11 protein-coding genes and 2 pseudogenes are annotated in these 20,569 nt (G+C 70.3%); 8 read left to right on the top strand and 5 right to left on the bottom strand.

What is annotated here, in order from left to right:
- Positions 1-549: 549 nt before the first annotated feature.
- The 7 genes and pseudogenes from bcsA to ACWPN3_RS09220 form a co-directional block, all read left to right on the top strand.
- Positions 550-2,715: pseudogene (gene bcsA / locus ACWPN3_RS09250) on the top strand (UDP-forming cellulose synthase catalytic subunit); the annotation flags it as partial.
- A gap of 217 nt (positions 2,716-2,932) precedes the next feature.
- On the top strand, positions 2,933-4,945 hold the full coding sequence (locus ACWPN3_RS09245) for a cellulose biosynthesis cyclic di-GMP-binding regulatory protein BcsB (protein ID WP_492261280.1): 2,013 nt from the start codon (positions 2,933-2,935) through the stop codon (positions 4,943-4,945).
- Positions 4,942-5,670, top strand: a pseudogene (locus ACWPN3_RS09240) (family 8 glycosyl hydrolase); the annotation flags it as partial. The gene ACWPN3_RS09245 and the pseudogene ACWPN3_RS09240, both read left to right, overlap by 4 nt.
- 148 nt (positions 5,671-5,818) lie before the next feature.
- Complete coding sequence (locus ACWPN3_RS09235; RefSeq protein ID WP_492261432.1) at positions 5,819-6,016, top strand: hypothetical protein; 198 nt, start codon at positions 5,819-5,821, stop codon at positions 6,014-6,016.
- A 189-nt stretch (positions 6,017-6,205) separates the two neighbouring features.
- Positions 6,206-7,840 carry a hypothetical protein gene (locus ACWPN3_RS09230; protein WP_492261431.1) on the top strand — a complete coding sequence of 545 codons (1,635 nt, stop codon included), beginning with the start codon at positions 6,206-6,208 and terminating at the stop codon, positions 7,838-7,840.
- A gap of 25 nt (positions 7,841-7,865) precedes the next feature.
- On the top strand, positions 7,866-8,549 hold the full coding sequence (gene bcsN / locus ACWPN3_RS09225; RefSeq protein ID WP_492243070.1) for a cellulose biosynthesis protein BcsN: 684 nt from the start codon (positions 7,866-7,868) through the stop codon (positions 8,547-8,549).
- A 13-nt stretch (positions 8,550-8,562) separates the two neighbouring features.
- Positions 8,563-10,236, top strand: coding sequence for a tetratricopeptide repeat protein (locus ACWPN3_RS09220; protein ID WP_492243069.1), 1,674 nt, complete (start codon positions 8,563-8,565; stop codon positions 10,234-10,236).
- Positions 10,237-10,243: 7 nt separating this feature from the next.
- Here the strand turns inward: ACWPN3_RS09220 and ACWPN3_RS09215 are convergent, their stop codons facing one another.
- The 3 genes from ACWPN3_RS09215 to ACWPN3_RS09205 form a co-directional block, all read right to left on the bottom strand.
- Complete coding sequence (locus ACWPN3_RS09215; RefSeq protein WP_492261279.1) at positions 10,244-13,417, bottom strand: indolepyruvate ferredoxin oxidoreductase family protein; 3,174 nt, start codon at positions 13,415-13,417, stop codon at positions 10,244-10,246.
- Positions 13,418-13,904: 487 nt separating this feature from the next.
- On the bottom strand, positions 13,905-15,542 hold the full coding sequence (locus tag ACWPN3_RS09210) for a GMC family oxidoreductase (RefSeq protein ID WP_492243194.1): 1,638 nt from the start codon (positions 15,540-15,542) through the stop codon (positions 13,905-13,907).
- Between the two features lie 151 nt (positions 15,543-15,693).
- Positions 15,694-16,602 (bottom strand): LysR family transcriptional regulator, encoded by a 909-nt coding sequence (locus tag ACWPN3_RS09205; RefSeq protein WP_492243067.1) that lies wholly within the window; start codon positions 16,600-16,602, stop codon positions 15,694-15,696.
- Positions 16,603-16,724: 122 nt separating this feature from the next.
- Between ACWPN3_RS09205 and ACWPN3_RS09200 the strand changes: the two genes are divergently transcribed.
- Positions 16,725-17,381: a DsbA family protein gene (locus ACWPN3_RS09200; protein WP_492243066.1), complete on the top strand. Its 657-nt coding sequence runs from the start codon at positions 16,725-16,727 to the stop codon at positions 17,379-17,381.
- Between the two features lie 14 nt (positions 17,382-17,395).
- Here the strand turns inward: ACWPN3_RS09200 and ACWPN3_RS09195 are convergent, their stop codons facing one another.
- Together ACWPN3_RS09195 and ACWPN3_RS09190 are read right to left on the bottom strand one after the other, a co-directional pair.
- The gene (locus tag ACWPN3_RS09195) at positions 17,396-18,277 is read right to left on the bottom strand and encodes a DMT family transporter (RefSeq protein ID WP_492243065.1); all 882 of its coding nucleotides are present in this window, start codon (positions 18,275-18,277) and stop codon (positions 17,396-17,398) included.
- Between the two features lie 26 nt (positions 18,278-18,303).
- Positions 18,304-20,544 (bottom strand): cation:proton antiporter, encoded by a 2,241-nt coding sequence (locus ACWPN3_RS09190; RefSeq protein WP_492261278.1) that lies wholly within the window; start codon positions 20,542-20,544, stop codon positions 18,304-18,306.
- Positions 20,545-20,569 lie beyond the last annotated feature (25 nt).

Genomic DNA, 20,569 nt, shown 5'->3' with positions numbered 1-20,569 from the left:
CAGTAACGATTTGTAACGAAGCTTGAGCCATAAGGGGGCACCCACTAGGGTGCAATGGCCCCATTCTGCGGATCCGCATGACAACCTCGCCCGGCGCCAAGACCGTTGTTCGGCCCCTGAACAATAAGGCGCAGCAATCCAAGCGACAGCCGAACCTGAACAGCCGCCGATTCTCCCTGCGTTCGGTTCTGCTCTGGATTCTATTGTTGCTGTCGGCGGGTTTGTTTCTTGCGCTGGCCGCCTTGCCCGTTGGAAGATTTGCAAGCGCCGCCATCTCGGCCGGCGTGGTGGCCGCCGCCTTCGTGCTCGGGCGCTTCGCCCAGCGCTTCTGGCATGCCCGTACGCTGACCGTTCTGCTGCTGGCCTTCGTCACCTTCCGCTATTTCTTCTGGCGGCTGACCGGCACGCTGCCGCCGGTGGACGATCTGGTGAATTTCATTCCCGGCGTGACCCTGTTCGCTGCCGAGGCGCTGTCCTTCGTCCTGTTCCTGACCTCGCTGTTCGTCATCATCGACCCGCTCGCCCGCGAGCCGTCGGAACCGACGGGCGATCCCGCCTTCTGGCCCAGCGTCGACGTTCTACATCCCCTCCTACAACGAGGAGCCGGAGCTGCTGGAGACGACGCTGGCCGCCGCGGTCTGCATCGACTATCCGCGCGACAAGCTGCACGTCTATCTGCTGGACGACGGCGGCACCGACCAGAAGCTGGCCCACAGCGATCCGGAGCAGGCCGCGGCGGCCTCGGCCCGGCGGGAGACGCTGACCGCGCTGTGCGAACGGTTGCAGGTCACCTACATGACCCGGCCGCGCAACGAGCATGCCAAGGCCGGCAACATCAACCACGCCTTTCACAAGACGTCCGGCGATCTGCTGCTGATCCTGGATGCCGACCATGTGCCCACCGTGGGCATCCTGAAGGCGACGGTCGGCTTCTTCCAGCAGGACCCCGGCCTGTTCCTAGTCCAGACCCCGCATTTCTTCGTCAATCCCGACCCGGTCGAATACAACCTCGGCACCTTCGAGCGGATGCCGAGCGAGAACGAGATGTTCTATTACTCGATCCAGCCCGGGCTGGACCGCTGGAACGGCTCCTTCTTCTGCGGATCCGCGGCCATCCTGCGCCGTGCCGCGCTGGAGGAGGTCGGCGGCTTCAGCGGCGACACGGTGACGGAGGATTGCGAGACCGCGCTGGAGCTGCATTCGCGCGGCTGGCGCAGCGTCTATCTGCCGCGCCCGCTGATCGCCGGGTTGCAGCCGGAGACCTTCGACAGCTTCATCGCCCAGCGGTCGCGCTGGACCCAGGGCATGATCCAGCTGTTCCTGCTGAAGAACCCGCTGTTCAAGCGCGGCCTGACCGTCTCGCAGCGGCTGTGCTACCTCAGCACCATGCTCTACTGGTTCTTCTGGTTCTGGCGGCCGATCTTCCTGCTGTCGCCGCTGTGCTATGCCCTGTTCGGGCTGGAGATCTACCGCATCAACCTGCCCGACTTCGGCTGCTTCGTCATCCCGCACGTCTTCGCCGCCGCCTTCCTGTCGCAGTTCCTGCACGGGCGGATGCGCTGGCCGCTGTTCTCGGAGCTGTACGAGTATCTGCAATCCTTCCACGTCTCCCGCGCGGCGCTGGCGACGCTGATCCGGCCGCGCGACCCGGTGTTCAAGGTGACCGCCAAGGGCCAGTCGGTGGAGGAGGACGGCTTCTCGCCGCTCGCCACCCCCTTCATCGTCACCACGCTGCTGCTGGCGGCCGGGCTGGCGGCCTGCGCATGGCGCTATTCCATCTTCCCCGAACACCGGGCGGCCATCGTTCCGGTGGCGGTGTGGTGCTCGCTGAGCCTGCTGCTGGCGCTGGGCGGCCTCGCCGTCGTCTATGAGCGCAAGCGCGTCCGCCGGCAGGAACGCTTCACCGTCGACCGCTCCGCGGTGCTGAAGTTCGAGGACGGCACTGTCATCGACCTGACGGTCGCCGACGTGTCGGCCGGCGGCGTCGGGCTGATCGTCGATCCGAAATGGCGCGAGCTGCTGAGCCGGCCCGACCAGAACGCCGGTGCTGACCATCGCCGCGACGGAGACGGAGGCGGCGACCACCACCGGCGTCCGCTTCTTCCGCATCGAGATGCGCAACGGCGAACTGGCGGTCGGCGCCGGCTTCGCCCCGCGCGACCGCCAGGACATCGTGGAGATGGCGCGCTTCGTCTTCGGCAACAGCGTCGGCTGGGACATCTTCCTCGACCGCAAGCGGGTGGCCGCCCCGACCTTCTTCGGCGGCCTGCTGTTCTTCGCCACCCGCGTGGTTCCGCGGCTGGGCCATGTCCTGCTGGCCCTGCCGGGCGCGCTGCGCCGCATCCTGACCTTCCAGGCTCCGTAACGGCGATGGCGGGTATGGGCAAACAGACCGGCGGGGGCCGGATGCTGCGGGCGTCGCCACGGACGGTGTTGGCGGCCCTGAGCGCGCTGCTGTCGCTGTGGATCGGCGTTTGGGCCGGGCCGGCGCTGGCCGCCGACCGCCGGGTGATCCCGCTGTCGAACCTGCGCGACGGCCAGCCCGAGGTCACGCTGCATGGTGAGACGGAGACGGTGGCGCTGCGCGCCGTCCTGCCGCCGGTGATCGGGCTGACCAGCGCCGTGCTGACGCTGACCTACGAGAACGGCATCGACATCCTGCCCGAAAAGGGATCGATGTCGGTCTTCATCAACGGCTCTCCGGTGGCGGACCTGCCGCTCGCCGCCTTCCGCGGGCCGGTCAACGCCTCCATCACGCTCCCCGGCAGCCTGATCCGCCCCAGGCGAGAACCAGATCGTCTTCCAGACCAGCGCCCAGCACCGCGCCATCTGCACGGTCCGCGGCACCTACGATCTGTGGGCGCGGGTCAACCTCGCCGCCTCGTCGCTGACGCTGATGTCCGACGGCGGCGTGCCGGAGCCGGACCTCGCCATGGTGCGCCAGCTTCTGGCCTCCGCCGACCGGGCGCGGGAGCCGCTGGCCATCGTCCAGCCCGGCAGCGAGATCGACGCCGACCATCTCGGCTGGGGCTCCATGGTGGCGCAGTCCTACGGCCTGCTGCTGGGCGACCAGACCCCGCGGGTGGTGGCGGTGCCGGTCAAGCCCGCCGGCACTCCTCCCGGTGCTCCCGCCCCGACGCTGGAAAGCCTGCCGCTGCCGGGCGGCAAGAACATCCTGATCGGCACCCGCGACCGCCTCGCCCCCCTGCTGGGCGAGGCGCGGGCCGCCGCCATCGGCGGACCCTTCCTCGGCGTCTATCCCTATGCCGTCAACAAGGGCGGACCTGAAGGCAGCGGCGCCGGCGGCGGCGGATTCGTCGCCGTCGCTTCGGGGCGGACCCAGCAGGAGGTCGATCAGGCGGTGATGCGGCTGGCCGACGTGACCCGGCCGCTGCCGACCCAAACGGCGATGATCGTCACCGACGCGGCGGTCCCGGCCGCGCCGCCGGCCCCGCCGGTGCAGGCGGAGGGGCGCTACCGCCTGTCGGACCTCGGCTTCCAGACGGTGCAGCACAGCGGCTACCGCTACACCGGCCGCTTCGGCCTGACCCTGCCGGCCGGCTTCGCCCCGGTCAGCGACCGGTCCATCCTGTTCCACGTCAACGCCGCGTTCGAGGGCAACCTCGGCCCCGGCGCGGTGCTGAACGTCCGGGTCAACGGCAAGTCGGCCGGCGCCATGGAGATCGACAAGCGCTCCAGCGGCATCATCGACAATGGCGAGATGCCGCTGCCGATGGCGCTGTTCCGTCCCGGCCCCAACCTGATCGAGCTGGAGGCCGAACTGCCGCCGGCCGGCGGCACCGACTGCGTCTTCGCGGTGCGGCGCCCGACCTTCACCCTGCTGGACAGCTCCAGCATCGAAATCCCCGGCTTCGCCCGTCTGGTCACGCTGCCGAGCCTGGGCGGCTTCGCCAACACCGCCTTTCCCTATGGCGGCACCGCCGGGGGAGAGCAGGCGCCGCCCTTCGATCTGGTCGTCGTCGGGCGCGACCCCGCCTGGTTCGGCGCCGCCTGGAGCCTGACCGCCAAGCTGGCGCAGCGGGCCGGCGACCTGATGGCGGTGGTGCCCTACACCGGCTGGGACGGGCTGCCGAACGACAACGCGCTGATCGTCGGCCCGGTCGCGGCGCTGCCGCAGGCCGTCTTCACCTCGGCCCCGCTGCCGGCCGACCGGCTGGCCGGTCTCTTGGAGGCCGGCGCCCTGATCGCCCAGGCCAAGGCGCGGGGCGAGCCGATGGCGGCATCCGACCGCCGCGCCCTGGCCGACCGGCTGCGGCTGGGCTGGTCCGGCGCTGCCGCCCGTCCGGGACCGGCGCGGCCGGGGGGCGTGCCGCAGGGGCTGGGGCAGCAGATGGGCATCGCGGGCTCGGCGCTGGCCGCCGACGGCGGTGCGGCCAACCGTTGGCAGCGGATGGCGGGCGACGCCAAGGACCCGGCCGCCACCGGGCGCGGCTGGGTGCCCGACTGGGCGCGGCGGGTGATGGCGGCGGCGGCGCGCTACATCAACAGCTGGACGGTGGAGGAGGCGCCGGTCGACGTGGTGGCGCTGACCGAGAATGCCGAAACCCTGCCGGAGGCAGCGCTGCTGCAATACCGCGCGCCGGGGGCCGAGCCGCTGACCTGGACGCTGCTGACCGCCGCGGATCCGCGCGCCGTCGACCGTGCCATGCGCAGCCTGGGCGAGGCCGGGCTGTGGGACAAGCTGCGCGGCGGCGGGGCGCTGTGGAGCAGTGCTGCGCCGGCCATCACCACGCTGGAGGTGTCGCGTCCCTACCAGATCATTCTCAATCCCTTTGACATCGGCAACCTGATCCTGATTCTGGCCCGCAACCTGTCGCAGCGGATCGAGCTTCTGTTCGCCCTGCTGCTGGGGACGGCGGTGGTGCTGACGGTCAGCATGCGCCTTCTGCTGAAGAGCGGGCATCGGGAACGGAGCGGGTCATGACGTCCCCTGTCGGAACATCGCGGCGCGGCATGCTGGCCGGGACGGCCGCCCTCGGGCTGGCTGCGGCACTGCCGGCGGCATCGCGCGCCGCCCCCTATGACGGGGCGGCGTGGCGCCGCTATGCCGAACGCTTCCTGCTGCCGGAAGGCCGCATCGTCGACACCGGCAACAAGGGCATCAGCCATTCCGAAGGGCAGGGCTACGGCATGCTGCTGGCGGTGGCCGGGGGCGACCGTGCCGCCTTCGACCGGATGTGGGGCTGGACCCAGCGTGTGTTGATGGTGCGCGGCGACGGGCTGGTGGCGTGGCGCTGGACGCCCGACGGCGGGGTCGCCGACCGCAACAACGCATCCGACGGCGACATGCTGATCGCCTGGGCGCTGCTGCGCGCCGCCGAGACCTGGCAGGCGGAGGCCTACCGCACCGCCGCCGCCGCCATCGTCAAAGCGCTGGCCGCCGGGCTTCTGGTGGAGCAGGCCGGGCTGACCGTGCTGCTGCCGGGTCGCGACGGCTTCCGCAAGGGCGAGACGCTGGTCCTCAACCCCAGCTACTGGATTTTTCCCGCCATCCGCGCCTTCGCTGCACTGCCGGGGGGCGAGCGCTGGGGCAAGCTGTCGGATTCCGGGCTGGTGTTGCTGTCGAAGGCGCGCTTCGGCGGCTTCCAGCTGCCGCCGGACTGGATGACGCTCGACGCCGCCGGAACGGTGGGCATCGCCGATGGCTTCAAGAAACAGTATGGCTACGACGCCGTGCGGGTGCCGCTCTATCTGGCGATGGATGGCTACCGCGATCCCTATTACTTCCGCCCCTTCGCGACGCTGGCAACGAAATTTCGGGGCCACCAAATATGGCGGCTCGGCGGTCCCCGCCACCGTGTCGCTGCCGGGCGGCACCACCACGCAGGTGGCGGCGTCGGTCGGCATGCTGGCGGTCTACCGGCTGGCCTGCAAGCTTGCCGGGGCCGGCGACGCCGTGACGGTGCCGCCGCTGGCGCCCGACGAGGATTACTACTCCACCACCTTGGCCCATCTGTCCGCGCTGGCGGCGCAAAGCCTGGGGATCGATCCGTGACCCGTCCTCTCCTCCTGTCCGCCCTCATCCTCGCCGCCACCGCCACCGGCGGCGGGTCGGATGCCTGGGCGCAGTCGAACGGCGGCGCCCGCGCGCTGGCTCCCGGCGTGAAGGTGGAGGTGGCGCCGGCTCCCGGCAGCGGCTCCGCCCCCGCCGCCGGCAAGGTGGACGAGACGGCGCTGCGCTATTATGCCCGCATCGGCGACGGCGAGCGGATGGAGGCGGAGATCGCCCGCCTGCGCGCCCTCGATCCCGGCTGGGAACCGCCCAAGGATCTCGTTCGCGCCGCAGCCGGCCGCCACCGGCGTCGACGAAAGCCCGTTCTGGTCGCTGCTGTCCGCCGGCAAGGTGGCGGAGGCGCGCGCCGCCATCGCCGAGCAGCGGCGCAAGTCGCCGTCCTGGCAGCCGTCCGACAAGCTTCTCCAGGAACTCGACCTCGCCGAGAGCGCCGGGCGCATCCGCTCGGCCAGCGACACCAAGCGCTGGCAGGAGGTGGTCGATGCCGCCGCCGCCCAGCCGGAGGCGGTGGCCTGCAACCGGCTCGACAATGCATGGCGTCTGGCGGAGGCTTATGCCGAGCTGAAGCAGACCGACCGCGCCTTCGACACCTACAAGACCATCGTCACCACCTGCCCCAAGGCGAAGGAGCGGCGCGACACCATCTTCAAGGCGTCGCGCCATCTCAGCCCGGAACGGCTGCGCGAGCTGTCGGCGCTCGGCGCCACCGCCAACCCGGCGACGGGGGAGGACTACTCCGCCGTCCGCAGCGCCGAGGCGGAGCTGGAGACCGGCCGCCTGCTGGAGCGGCTCGGGAACGCGAAGCCCGGCGCCCTGTCGGCGGCCGACCTGTCGCGCGTCCAGGGCATCGTCCGCGACAAGCAGGACGCCGACGGCGCCATCGCGCTCGGCTGGTATTTCCAGAAGCAGAAGAATTTCGCCGAGGCGCAGGGCTGGTTCACCCAGGCCAACGAGTGGACGCCGTCGGACAAGGCGGCAGAGGGGCTGGTGCTGGCCTACAACGGCTTGGGCGACAAGGCGCAGGCCCGTGCCGCCGCCGCTCCGTGGAAGGGCAAGTCGAGCCGCATCGACCAGGCGCTGAAGGCGGTTGACCCGCCGCGCGGCCCCGCCGGCCCCGGCGGCGGACGCAGCGCACCGCAGGGCCCGAGCGAGCTTGACCGCGCGCTGGCCCGCCATGACTTCGCCGCGTGCATCAGCATCATCCGCGGCACCATTGCGAAAAGCGGCCCGACCGCCGCCCTGTTGCAGCAGCGCGGCTGGTGCCTCTTGGAGCTGAAGCGCCCGTCGGAGGCCGAGGCCGCCTTCGCCGAGGCGCAGACCCTGGCCGCCCGCGAGCCGGCAAAAGGCGGGGCTTCGGCGACGGGAACCGCGCCCGGAAAGGCGGGCAGCCGCAGCCCCGCCGCGTCGGGCCTGCCGCAGACGGCGACGCCGGCCCAGGAGAACGCCTATGGGCAGGCCATCGCGCGGCTGGCGACCGGCGACGTGACCGGCCTGACCCGCGACCTGCCGCGTGCCAATCTGACCGCGACGCAGCGGGCGGAAATCCGCGCCTCGCTGATGGCGACGGAGGCCGGCCGGGCGCTGGAGGACAAGCGCTACAACGACGTGCTGCGCCTGCTCGATGCCCGCAAGGAGCTGGAGCCGGAGCCGCGCAACCTCGGCATCGTGCGCGGCTGGGCGCTCTACAACCTGATGCGCTTCGACGAGGCCTACGTCCAGTTCAAGTCCATCGACGACCGGCTGAGCACCGAGGAATTGCGCGAAGGCCTCTCCACTGCCTGGAAGACGATCTACCATGACTGGTAAGGAAGCCCCGAGGGCCGTAATGGAGATGGCCGTGACTCCTGTTCCCCGAACCGCGGGGCGCGCCGCGCTGTGGGCGGCGTTGGCGGCGGCCATGCTGCTGACCTCCGGTTGCGCCGGCTGGGTCCGCGACAACCTGACCCAGTCGGCCACCCCCTGGCGCCGCATCCAGCCGGCGGCGCTGCCGGTCACGCTGCCGGACAGCCGCGACTTCCCCATCGTCGCCGCCCGCATGCGCGACACCGGTACGGTCTACAAGACCTACAATGTGGCGCTGGGCAACCCGACCTCGCTGGCCGGGGAGAACCGCCTGACCGTCGACGTGCAGACGCTGCCGGACAGCCTGTTCGGCGCGCTGGTCCAGCCGCCGCGCGTGTTCCCGGTGCCGCTCTACACCATGGAAACGCTGACGGCGACGACCCGGCGCGAGTTTCCCGACATGAAGGTGAAGGTCGCCGACATCGCCCGCCGCAACCGCTACGGCGACTACGACTATGCGACCGCCCAGGACGCGGAGAACAGCTGTGTCCTCGCCTGGCAGCTGATCACCGACCACAAGCGGATGCTGCCGGAACGGATCGAGGCCGTCCGGCTGGAATACCGGGTCTGCGGCGTCGGCTCCAACATCCGGGCATTGCTGGCCCCCTTCGACGGCCTGACCCTGACCCTGCCGGAGACGATCCTGGAAGCACAGGATCTGGGGGGACTTTAGGAGCGCGCCGGCGATGACCACGATATCCGAAGCCTTGCGCATCGCCGTCGGCCTGCACCAGGGCAACCGGCTGGCCGAGGCGGCGGACATCTACCGGAAGATCCTCCAGGCCGCCCCCGAGGTCGCCGACGCGTGGCACCTGCTGGGCGTTCTGCACCACCAGTCGGGCGAGCATGCCGAAGCGGTGCGGCTGATCGGCGAGGCGATCGGCCGGGATCCCCTGTGTGCCGCCTACCGCGACAATCTGGGATCGGCGCTGCGGGCGGCGACGCAGGCCGCCCAGGCGGCCGGCCAGCATCGGGCGGCGCTGGCGCTTGACCCCGCCTGGGTCAAGCCGTTCGGCAACCTCGCCGGCGCCCTGACCGACCTTGGCGACGCAACTGCAGCGGCTGAGGCGCTGCGCCGGGCCTTGCGGCTGGCGCCGGACACCGACGGCTACCTGCTGCGGCTCGGCGATTGCCTGTACGCCCAGGACCGGACGGCGGAGGCCGAGGCACACTACCGCCGGCTGGACGAGCTCCAGCCCGGCCGGCCCGACTGCCTGTACCGTCTCGGCCTGTGCCGGCTGGCGGCGAGCCGGGTGATGGGCGTCGCGCTCGCCGCTGCCGGCCGGCTGGTCGACCGGGCGGCCCTGGCCGAGGCCATCGCCGCCTTCGGCCGTGCCGCCGACGGCGGCCATGGCGATGCCTGCCGGAACCTGTTCGGGACGGCGGTCGTCGCGATCCAGACCGGCGTGATGGACGACGCGACGCTGGAGCGGGTCGCCGCCGCCGCCCGCCGCCGGCTGATGGCGGAGCCGCGCGACAGCGTCGCCCTGTCGGTGGTCTGCTACGCCCTCTACCGGCGGCAGCGGCTCGCCCTTGCCGAGCGCTATTTCCGCAAGTTCGCCCGCCATTGGACGGCGGAAGACATCGCCGCCGATTTCGAGATGCTGCTGTGGTCGATGGTGCATGGCGGGCCGGCCTTCTTCGCGCGGCTGGCCGCCGAGCCGCCGCACTGCTTCGCCCGTGCCGCCCGCCGCATGCCGGTGGCCCCCAAGTCCGATGGCCGGCCGATCCTGCTGGTCGGCTGCGACGGCGGTTACTGGCGCCGCTTCGGCGCCGGCTTTCTCGAAAGCTGGCAAAACAAGGCCGCTTCCTGCGCCCTGCATGTCCATGTCGTCAACCCGCCGGCCGATGTCGAGGCCGAGTTGATGCGGCTGGCCGGCGACGGCCTGCCGCTGTCGCTCTCCTGCGAGACCGTCGATCTGAGCGCCCTGCCGGAGCCGGTGCGGCTCACCTATTACGCCTCCGCCCGTTTCGCGGTGACGCAGCAGCTTTTGCGGGCGGGGGCCGGGCCGGTGATCCAGATCGATGTCGATGCGCTGCTGCTCGCCGATCCCGGCCTCGCCATGGCGGCGTGGCCGTCCTGGGACGTGGCGGTGATGCAGGACCGCCGGGGCCGCGGGCCCACCCGCGATTTCCTCGCCGGCTTCCTCGCCTTCAACCGCACACCGGCGGCACAGCGTTATCTCGACCTCGTCGCCGGCTATATCGGCCGGCATTTCGACGAGGGCCGGGCCTTCTGGGGGCTGGATCAGGCGGCCCCCTACTGCACCCACGACCATCTGGTCCGCAACGGCGAGGCGCCGGCCCTGATCCGCTTCGACTTTGAAGCCTTCCCCTTCCTGCATTTCCTCGAAAAGTAAGGCGGTCTCACGCCGCCTGTGCAGCCCGCTCGCGCAGCCGCTGTTCCAGCGCCCGCCAGCGCGGCTCGACCGCCTCCACCGCGCGCTGCTTGACCGGGCCGAAGCCGCGGATCTCCTGCGGCAAGGCCGCCAGCTCCACCGAGGTGGCGAGCCGGTCGGCCGACAGACGCTCGGCGATCTCCGCCACCGTCGCCTCGTAGCGGGCGACCAGGGCGCGCTCCATCTTCCGCTCCGCCGTGTAGCCGAACGGGTCGAGCGCCGTGCCGCGCAGCTTTTTCATCGCCGCCAGCCCGCGAAACACCGGCAGGATCCAGCCGCCCAGCGCCATCTTGCGCGGCTCGCCATAGCCGTTGGTGTCGCGCGACAGCAGGGGCGGGGCGAGGTGGAAGACCGGCTTCCAGTCGCCGTCGAAACGCTCCTCCAGGCTCTTGCGGAAGCTGGGGTCGCTGTGCAGGCGGGCGACCTCATACTCGTCCTTGTAGGCCATCAGCTTGAAGGCGCTGCGCGCCACCGCTTCGGCCAGCGCCGTCGATCCGGGGGCGACGCGGGCCTCCGCCTGCCTTGCCCGCTCTACCAGCGCGCGGTAACGGTCGGCATAGGCGCTGTCCTGATAATCGGCCAGGAACGCCGCCCTCCGCTCGACGATGCTCGCCAGATCGGTGGCCGGCGCGTCCTCTTCCGCCCCCAGTGTCGCCAGCAGCTCCGGCCGGTGCGCCGCGAGGCGGCCGAAGGCGAAGGCGCGCAGATTGGCGGGCACGCCGGTGCCGTTCAGCTCGATGGCACGGGTCAGCGCCTCCAGACCGACCGGCAGCAGCCCCTTCTGGAAGGCGACGCCCATCAGGAAGACGTTGGCGAGGATGCTGTCGCCGAACAGCGCGGTGACCACCCAGTTGGCGTCCACCACCTCCACCCGCTCGGGTCCCGCGGCGCGGCGCAAGGACCGCAGCAGCGATCCGGCATCGGGCAGTTTGCTACCATCGCGGGTGAAGGCGCCGGTCGGAGCGACATGGGCGTTCGCCACCACCCGCGTGCGGCCCAGCCGCACCGTCTTCAGCGCGTCCGGCGAGGCCGCGACCACCGTGTCGCAGGCCAGCACCAGCTGCGCCTGTTTCGGATCGATCCGCGCCTGATTGAGCCGCCCCGCATCCTCCGCCACCCGCAGATAGCTGTAGACCGCACCGCCCTTCTGCGCGAAGCCCATGAAGTCGAGCACCGAGGACGCCTTGCCCTCCAGATGCGCCGCCATCGCCAGCACCGCCCCGATGGTGACGATTCCGGTGCCGCCGACGCCGACGATGAGGATCTCGGCCGGGTCGGCACTGGCGGCAAGCTGCGGCAGCGGCAGCGCCGCCAGATCGTCGGCGAAGCGGGCGGCGACCCTGTCGGGGTTCGGCTTGCGCAATGACCCGCCGACCACCGAGACGAAGCTGGGGCAGAAGCCGTCGGCGCAGGAATAGTCCTTGTTGCAGCTGGACTGGTCGATCTGCCGCTTCACGCCGAATTCGGTTTGCTTGGGCTGCACCGACAGGCAGTTCGACTTCTTCCCGCAATCGCCGCAGCCTTCGCAGACCAGATCGTTGATCACCATCCGGCGCGCCGGGTCGGCCATGGTGCCGCGCTTGCGCCGGCGGCGCTTCTCCGCCGCACAGGTCTGCTCATAGACGATTGCCGTAACGCCGGGAATCTCGCGCATCTCGCGCTGGACGGCATCCAGTTCTTCGCGGTGATGCACGGTGGTGAAGGGGGCGAGGCCGGACCGGCTGTCGTATTTCTCCGGCGCGTCGCTGACCACGGCAATGCGGGTGATGCCCTCCGCCGCCAGCTGGCGGGTGATGGCGTCGACGGAGATCGGGCCGTCCACCGGCTGGCCGCCGGTCATGGCGACGGCGTCGTTGAACAGGATCTTGTAGGTGATGTTGATTCTGGCGGCCACCGCCTGCCGGATCGCCAGCAGGCCGGAATGGAAATAGGTGCCCTCGCCCAGATTCTGGAAGATGTGCGGGCGCTTGCTGAAGGGCGCCTGCCCGATCCAGCTGACGCCCTCGCCGCCCATCTGGCTGAGGCCGACCGTGTCGCGGTCCATCCACGACGCCATGAAATGGCAGCCGATGCCGGCCATCGCCTTGCTGCCGTCGGGCACCTTGGTCGAGCTGTTGTGCGGACAGCCGGAGCAGAAATAGGGCGTGCGGGGCAGGGCAGGGGCGGCGGGCGCCTCGCCCGGCAGCAGCTCCGCCAGCCTTGCGGAGAAATCACGCTGGGGGAAGCGGTGGCGGATGCGCTCCACCAGCGCCTTGGCGACAATCCAGGGCCGCAACTCCCCGGTGGCGGGCAGCAGGGGCGCGCCGAACTCGTCGGTCTTGCCGACGACGGCACGTGGCCGTTCGCCGGCCGGCAAATGGAACAGCGAATCCTTCAGCTGGCTCTCGATGACCGGCGCCTTCTCCTCGACCACGAGGATTTCTTCCGCGCCGCGCGCGGCGGTCAGGGCGAAGTCGGGCTCCAGCGGCCAGGACAGGCCGATCTTGTGGACCGACAGCCCGATCTCCGCCGCTTCCGCCGGGCCGATGCCCAGCAGGCGCAGCGCCTCCATCAGGTCGAGATGCGCCTTGCCGGTGGTGACGATGCGCAGCCAGCCGCCACTCCCAAGGACAGTGCGGTCGATGCGGTTGACGCGGGCGAAGGCCTTCACCGCCGCGACCTTGGCGGCCAGCCGCTCTTCGATGGCGAGGCTGGGCAGGTCGGGCCAGCGGTAATGCAGGCCCCCCGGCGGCGGATCGAACGGCACCGGCAGGAAGCCGCGCTCCAGCGACGGCAGCCGGACGGTGGCCGAGCTTTCCACCAATTCCGAGATCGCCTTGAAGCCGACCCACGCCCCGGAAAACCGCGACAGGGCGTAACCATAAAGCCCGAAATCGAGATACTCGCGCACGCCCGACGGGTTCAGCACCGGCATTGACCAAGCGATCATCGCAAGGTCGCTCTGGTGCGGCATGCTGGAGGACACGCAGCCATGGTCGTCGCCGGCCACCGCCAGCACGCCGCCGCGCGGCGAGCTGCCATAGGCGTTGGCATGCTTCAGCACGTCGCCGGAGCGGTCCACCCCCGGCCCCTTGCCGTACCACATGCCGAACACGCCATCGACGGTGGCCTCGCCGGAGGATTCGACCTGCTGGGTGCCCATGACGGCGGTGGCGCCCAGAATCCTCGTTCACGCCGGGGACGAAGGTGATGGCGTGGGCGTCCAGATGCCGGCTAGCCTGCCACAGCGCCTGATCCAGCCCGCCCAGCGGCGAGCCGCGATAGCCGCTGACGAAGCCGGCGGTGTTCAGCCCCGCCCGCCGGTCGCTCTCCGCCTGGAGCAGCAGCAGCCGGACCAGCGCCTGGGTGCCGGACAGATAGACCTGCCCCTCGGTGCGGCAGTAGCGGTCGTCGAGGCGATAGCTCCGGTCGATCTCCGCCTGTTCCGGCCGCAGGCCTCCCCGCAATCCCGGCTGCATGCCGTCCATCTCTCGTCCCCTCGGATTTCTTTTCTGGGGACAAGTCTGCGCCTTTCGCAGGCAAATGATTTTGCGGGTTGGCCGGGGATCGGGGGTGTTCGGAAAATCCTGTTGCGGATTGTTGACTGAGTCAGCGAAATTTTTGCGCGGCACCGGCCCGTCCGGACGGGGTCACCCCCGCAGGGCGGCGCGGCGGTCGGCCCGCATCAGGGCGGCGCCGCGTTCGGCGATCATCACCGTCGGCGTGTTGGTGTTGCCCGACGTCAGCGTCGGCATCACCGAGGCGTCGATCACCCGCAGGCCGCGCACCCCCCTCACCCGCATCTCGGCATCGGTGACGGCGGTGGCATCGTCCGCGCCGCCCATCCGGCAGGTGCCGACCGGGTGAAAGATGGTGGTGCCGATGTCGCCGGCAGCATTCGCCAGCTCCTCCTCGGTCTGGAAGCTGGGGCCGGGCTTGTATTCCTGCGGGTGGTAGGGGGCCAGCGCCGGCTGCGAGACGATGCGCCGGGTCAGCGCCAGCGCCTTCGCCGCCTTCGCCCGGTCGGCCGGATCGGACAGGTAGCAGGGGGCGATGGCCGGGTTGGCGCGATGATCGGCGCTGGTGATGCGGGTCCAGCCGCGCGACGCCGGGCGCAGGTCGCAGACGCTGGCGGTGAAGGCGGGGAAGCCGTGCAGCGGGTCGCCGAACTTCTCCAGCGACAGCGGCTGCACGTGATATTCGAGGTCGGCGCTCCCGACCTCCGGCGACGATTTGGCGAAGACGCCGAGCTGGCTGGGCGCCATGGTCAGCGGCCCCTTGCGGAACAGCGCATATTCCAGCCCCATCATCGCCTTGCCGAACAGGTTGCCGGCCCGCTTGTTCAGCGTGACGATGCCGTCGACCTTGTAGATCATGCGCAGTTGCAGATGGTCCTGCAGATTGGCGCCGACGTCCGGCGCATCCAGCACCACCGGAATGCCGAGGGACTTCAGATGCGCCGCCGGGCCGATGCCGGAGCGCTGGAGGATCGCCGGGCTGCCGATGGACCCGGCGGCCAGCACCGTCTCGACCCTGGAGGTCGCCCGCGCCGGCTCGCCATTCACGGTGAAGCGGATGCCGGTGGCGCGGCCGTCGGCGATCTCCACCCGGTCGATGGCCGCGTCGATGGCGAGCTTCAGGTTCGGGCGGTCGAGGGCGGGACGCAGGAAGGCCTTGGCCGCGCTCCAGCGGATGCCGCCCTTCTGGTTCACCTCGAAGCTGCCGACGCCCAGATTGTCGCCGCGGTTGAAATCGTCGTTGCGGGGAATGCCGACCTGTTGCGCCGCCTCGGCGAAGCGGTCGAGCAAATCCCAGCGCAGCCGCTGCCGCTCCACCCGCCACTCGCCGCCGCTGCCATGCATCTCGTCGGCACCGCGCCAGTAATCCTCGCTGCCCTTGAAGACCGGCAGCACCTCTTTCCAGCTCCAGCGGCTGTCGCCGGTGATCGCCGCCCACTCGTCATAGTCGCGCGCCTGCCCGCGCATGGCGATCATGCCGTTGATCGACGAGCAGCCGCCCAGCACCTTGCCGCGGGCGTAATGGATGCTGCGGCCGTTCAGCCCCGGCTCGGCTTCCGTCTTGAAACACCAGTCGGTGCGCGGGTTGCCGATGCAGAACAGATAGCCGGCGGGGATGTGCAGCCACACCCAGCTGTCCTTGCCGCCGGCCTCCAGCAGCAGCACCGAAACGTCGGGATCGGCCGACAGCCGGTTGGCCAGCACGCAGCCGGCCGTGCCGCCGCCTGCGATGATGTAATCGAAGCTGCCGAAGTCGAGCACGCCCGCCATCCCGTCCGCCATCCGCGTCCCTCCCGAGGGGATCTGTTGATTTGTCAGGCATATTAGATTGCTGACCGGGCGGACGATCCAGAGAAATTTCGCCGCAGCGGGATCCGTCGCGGCGAACTCCCCCGGTCTCCCGCCCGCCCACTCCCGCCTCTCACCCCGCCATCCGCTGCCGCTCGCGCTCCGTCAGCAGATCGACGAAGGCCCGCACCTTGGTCGGGCGGAAGCGCGCGGCCGGGAAGACGGCATGGATGCCGCCCGGCGGCAGGGTCCAGCCCGGCAAGAGGCGGACGAGCCGGCCGGACGCCAGATCGTCGGCCACGCAGTAATCCGGCAGGACCGACAGCCCGGCCCCCTCGCGCACCGCCTCCCGCACGGCGAAGGTGGCGTCCAGTGCGATGGATGCCCGCATCGACACCGTGCGCATTTCTCCTGTCGCGGCGGTGAACTGCCAGCTCAACGGGTTGCGCAGCACCGTGTTGGCGACGAAGGGCAGGGCGGCGATGTCGTCCGGCCCGGCATTCTCGCCGATCCGGGCAGCCAGCGCCGGGGTGCCGACCAGAAGCTGCTGGAAACTGCCGAACTGGCGGGCCTGAAGGCTGGTGTCGGCCAGCCAGCCGACGCGGATGGCGAGGTCGAAGGTGCCGCCGACGAGGTCGAGTGACTGGTCGGACAGGGCCATGTCGGCCTTGCAGGCGGGGTGGGCGGCGACGAAGGCGGCGATGGCCGGAACGACGACCGCCACCCCGTAATCGAAGGGGGCGGTCAGCCGCAGCAGCCCGGAGGGCGCCGCCGCGGTCTCCGCCAGCTCGCCGAAGGCATCCTCGGCCTCCCGCAGGATGACGACGCAGCGGCGGTGGAAAGCCATGCCGGCCTCGGTCGGCCGCACCTTGCGGGTGGTGCGGACCAGCAGGCTGGCCCCGACCTCCTCCTCCAGCTTCGCCACCTGCTGGCTGACCACCGCCTTGGTGATGCCCAGCCGTGCCGCCGCCGCGGTGAAGGAGCCGGTCTCCACCACCGCGGCGAAATAGGCGATGCGGTTCAGATGCCGGGGATCGCTCATCGGACGCCGGTCGATTGTTTGCCAATGGCATACGATATGTCGGTTTTGTGCCAACTACCCAGCACAATCGGCCGCGGTTAAAGTTGAATCCCATTGCCCATCGCCAGCCACGGATGCTTTTCATGAGCCGGACCAGGACCGTCACCTATCTGTTCGACCCGCTCTGCGGCTGGTGCTACGGCGCCTCGCCGGCCATCGCGTCGCTGTCGGAGGTCGGTGATCTTGCGCTGGAGTTGTTGCCGACCGGGCTGTTTTCCGGCGCGGGCGCCCGGCCGCTGGACGACGGCTTCGCCGCCCATGCCTGGGCCTACGACCAGCGCATCCATGCTTTGACCGGGCAAATCTTCAGCGAGCGCTACCGCACCGGCGTCCTGGGCGACCGGAGCCAGAGGATCGACAGCGGCCCGGCGACGCTGGCCCTGACGGCGGTCGCACTGACGGCACCCGACCGCGAGTTCGCAGCACTGGCCGCCATCCAGTCGGCGCGCTATGCCGACGGGCGCGACATCACCGCGGCGGCGACGCTGGCCGACATCCTGACCGGCCTGGGCCTCGATGCCGCTGCGTCCCTTTTCGCCGAGGGGGCGGCCGAGGGGGTGGGCGAACTGACGGTCGCCGACGCCGCGCGGGTCGAGCGCGGCCGGCAACTGATGGCCTCCTATCGCGCCAATGGCGTGCCGACCCTGCTGTTCGACGACGGATCGCACCGGCGCAAGCTCGATTCCGAAATCCTCTTCTCCAAGCCCGGCCGGCTGGCTGCCATTCTCAGCGCCGGCTGACCGCCGCACCTGTCTTACTTCCGGTTCACCAGCGCCACGCCGCAGACCGCCACCGCCATGCCGGCCAGCGCCGCGACGCCCAGCTTCTCGCCGAACAGCACCCAGGCGACGAGCGCCGTCACCGGCGGGGTCAAATAGAACAGGCTGGCGACCTTGGCCGCCGCACCGCGGCGGATCAGGGCGAACAGTAGGAAGATGGCGCCGACCGACAGCACGAAGCACAGCCACAGCAGGGCGAAGACGAACTCGCCCGTCCACTGGACCTGCATCGTCTCGGTCAGCGGAGCGACCACCGCCAGCACGACCGCGGTGGCGGTATATTGGATGGCGGTGCCGCTGCGCAGATCCATGCCGCCGCCGTGGCGCTTCTGGTACAGCGTGCCGAGCGTGATCCCGACCAGCGCCGCCATGGCATAGCCGATGCCGATCAGATGCTCGGCGTCGACCGACAGCTTCTCGCGCACCACCAGCCCGACGCCGGCAAGGCCGAGCAGCAGCCCGACCCATTGCCGGCCGCTGACCCGTTCGCCCAGCAGCGGGCCGGACAGGGCGGCGGTCAGCAGCGGCTGGATGCCGACGATCAGCGCGGTGACGCCGGCCGGCAGCCCATGGGCGATGGCGAGGAAGACGCCGCTGAGATAGACGCCGTGCACCAGCAGCCCGGCCAGCGCGATCCGTCCGGCGGTCGCCCAGTCCTTGGGCCAGGGCGCCCGGCTCGCCAGCGCCACCAGCGCCAGCACCACGGCGACCAGCCCCAGCCGGATCAGCAGGAAGGTCAGCGGCTCCACATAAGGCAGGCCGTATTTCGCGCCGATGAAGCCGGTGCTCCACAGCAGCACGAAAAGGCCCGGCATCAGGCGCAGCCAGCTCTGGCCGCCCGTCGCGGTCCCGCCCATTTTTTAAGTCCCTTCCCCGTCCGCGGTCAGCTCACCGCCGGAACGGCCGGAGACGACTGGGTCGGCTGGCGGCGCGCTTCGGCGACCGCCTGGATGTGGGACTGCAAATCCGCGTCCTTCTGCACCAGCCGGCGGAAATCCTTCTCATCCAACACCAGCAATTGGCAATAGCCCAGCGCCCGCACGTCTGCATTGCGCCGCTGGCGGGACAGGAGCGCCATCTCGCCGAAGAAGTCGCCGGTGCCGAGCTTCACCGGCTCCGCCAGCATCGGCACCAGCACCTCGACGGCACCCGACGCGATGAAGAACATGGCGTCGCCGCGGTCGCCCTTGCGCACGATGGTCTCGCCCGGCAGCGCCAGCTGGGCGCGCAGCAGCGTGGCGATGGTCGCCACCCGCTCCGCCGGCAGCTCGGCGAACAGCGGCACCCGACGCACCAGCTCCGCCACGTCGAAGCGGACATCCAGCTTCGGCAGCCGCTCCAGCACCCGGCGCCGCTGTTCCAAATCACGCTCCAGGTCGGTCAGAACCTCCTGGCTGATGATCGATTCGGCGTGCATGGCGCGGTATTCGGCATGCTCCAGCCGCAGCGCCGCCCGGCCGACATAGCGGCTTTGCAGCACCACCGCGTAATCGGGATATTGCAGCTTCAGGGCCGACAGCGCCTGCTCGACGATGCCCAGCCGGCCGACCAGCATGCCTTCCAGCTCGAACGCAACCTCTTGGCCCAGCACGCGCGCCAGCCGGTCGCGGGTGAAGGCCAGCAGCTCGCGCAGCACGGTGCGCACGGCGACCAGCACCTCGAACCGCATCGACAGGCGCCGGGCCAGCGGGCTGTGGATGCCGAAGCGGCGTTGCAGCCAGCTTGCGGTCCGCATCCAGGGCGAGAAGGCGATGAACGGCTCCTCGAAGGCGCGATAGCCGTTGCGGCCCTGGCTCTTGACCGCGTCGAGCAGGCGCCCGCTGCGGCCGGCCAGCATTTCCATCACCGCGCGCGACACCACCCCTTCGGAGAAGTGGGCGTAATAGAGTTCTTCCTCGCGGTTCACCAGGATGACGAGGCCGATGGTGACGCGGTCCTCGTCGGTCAGCTTGGCCTCTTCCTGGCTGTCGCGGTCGATCCGTTTCAGCCGCTCCTCGTAGCGGGCGATCATCACGTCCTTGACCGCGCCATCCACCTCATAGGTCTGGGCGACGGCGGAAACGCGGTCGCGGATGCTGTCGGTGGACAGCGCCAGCGCCCGGTTGCGCATGGCGCGCTCCACCGGCGTCAGCTCGTCCAGCTTCAGGAGGCGGATCAGCCAGCGCAACGTGGTGCCGTTGACGAACAGCGTGACGAAGACGAAGCCGGTGACCATCACCGCGATGAAGCTCTGGAGCTTGTCGGGCACCCGGAAATTCTCGGTCACCGCCAGGGCCAGCGTCAGCGACACCGCCCCGCGCATGCCGCCCCACAGCATCACCGACTTGTAGGAGTTGCTGACCTTCTGCGCCAGCCCGGCCCAGGACAGCACCGGCAGCAGCCCGAACAGCACCACCGCCCGCGCGGCGAAGGCCGCCAGCACCACGACCACCACCAGCCCGACCTCCGCCCAGCCGGCGTCGGCCAGCAGGCGCGGCACCAGGATGGCGGTCAGCAGGAAGATCATGGAGTTGGCCCAGAAGCCCAGCTGCTGCCAGACATGCTCCATGGCGCCCCAGGTGGCGGGGGAGATGCGGGTGCGCCCGACCGATCCGATGACCAGCGCCGAGGTCACCGTCGCCACCACGCCCGACGCGCCGACATAATGGTCGGCCAGCACATAGGAGAGGTAGGCCAAAGCCACCGTCAGCGTGATCTCCGCCATCGGCTGGTTGCGCACCGGCTCCACCAGCATGCAGACGATGCGGCCGCAGACATAGCCGGTGACAACTCCGCCGGAGAAGTCGCGCAGGAAATCCACCGCCGCCGCCGCCGCCCCGCCGTGGGAGGTGCGCGTCAGCATTTCCAGGAGAAGGGTGAAGAGCGCGATGGCCGCGGCGTCGTTCAGCAGGCTCTCGCCCTCGACCAGCGTGGTCAGCCGTCTTGGCGCGCCCAGGTCGCGGAAGATGCCGATCACCGCCGCCGGGTCGGTGGAGGCGACGATGGCGCCCAGCAGCAGGCAGGCGACCAGCGGCAGCGGGGTGAACAGGTTGACGGCATAGCCGACGGCGAAGGTGCAGACGAAGACCGCCACCACCGCCATCAGCAGGATCGGCCCCGAGATCCTCGAACAGCCGCCGCACATCGACCGCCAGCGCCGTCTCGAACAG

It is taken from the genome of Azospirillum sp. UENF 111221, from assembly GCF_058780625.1.
The sequence above is the reverse complement of the archived record's forward strand: the minus strand, read 5'-3'. Positions and strand labels throughout refer to the sequence as shown.

Coding starts and splice junctions, on each gene's coding strand:
- ACWPN3_RS09245 (WP_492261280.1), top strand. CDS start 2,933: ATGGTGCGCCAGCTTCTGGCCTCCGCCGACCGGGCGCGGGAGCCGCTG.
- ACWPN3_RS09230 (WP_492261431.1), top strand. CDS start 6,206: ATGCCCGCATCGGCGACGGCGAGCGGATGGAGGCGGAGATCGCCCGCC.
- bcsN (WP_492243070.1), top strand. CDS start 7,866: ATGGCCGTGACTCCTGTTCCCCGAACCGCGGGGCGCGCCGCGCTGTGG.
- ACWPN3_RS09220 (WP_492243069.1), top strand. CDS start 8,563: ATGACCACGATATCCGAAGCCTTGCGCATCGCCGTCGGCCTGCACCAG.
- ACWPN3_RS09215 (WP_492261279.1), bottom strand. CDS start 13,417: ATGGGCACCCAGCAGGTCGAATCCTCCGGCGAGGCCACCGTCGATGGC.
- ACWPN3_RS09210 (WP_492243194.1), bottom strand. CDS start 15,542: ATGGCGGGCGTGCTCGACTTCGGCAGCTTCGATTACATCATCGCAGGC.
- ACWPN3_RS09205 (WP_492243067.1), bottom strand. CDS start 16,602: ATGAGCGATCCCCGGCATCTGAACCGCATCGCCTATTTCGCCGCGGTG.
- ACWPN3_RS09200 (WP_492243066.1), top strand. CDS start 16,725: ATGAGCCGGACCAGGACCGTCACCTATCTGTTCGACCCGCTCTGCGGC.
- ACWPN3_RS09195 (WP_492243065.1), bottom strand. CDS start 18,277: ATGGGCGGGACCGCGACGGGCGGCCAGAGCTGGCTGCGCCTGATGCCG.
- ACWPN3_RS09190 (WP_492261278.1), bottom strand. CDS start 20,544: ATGTGCGGCGGCTGTTCGAGGATCTCGGGGCCGATCCTGCTGATGGCG.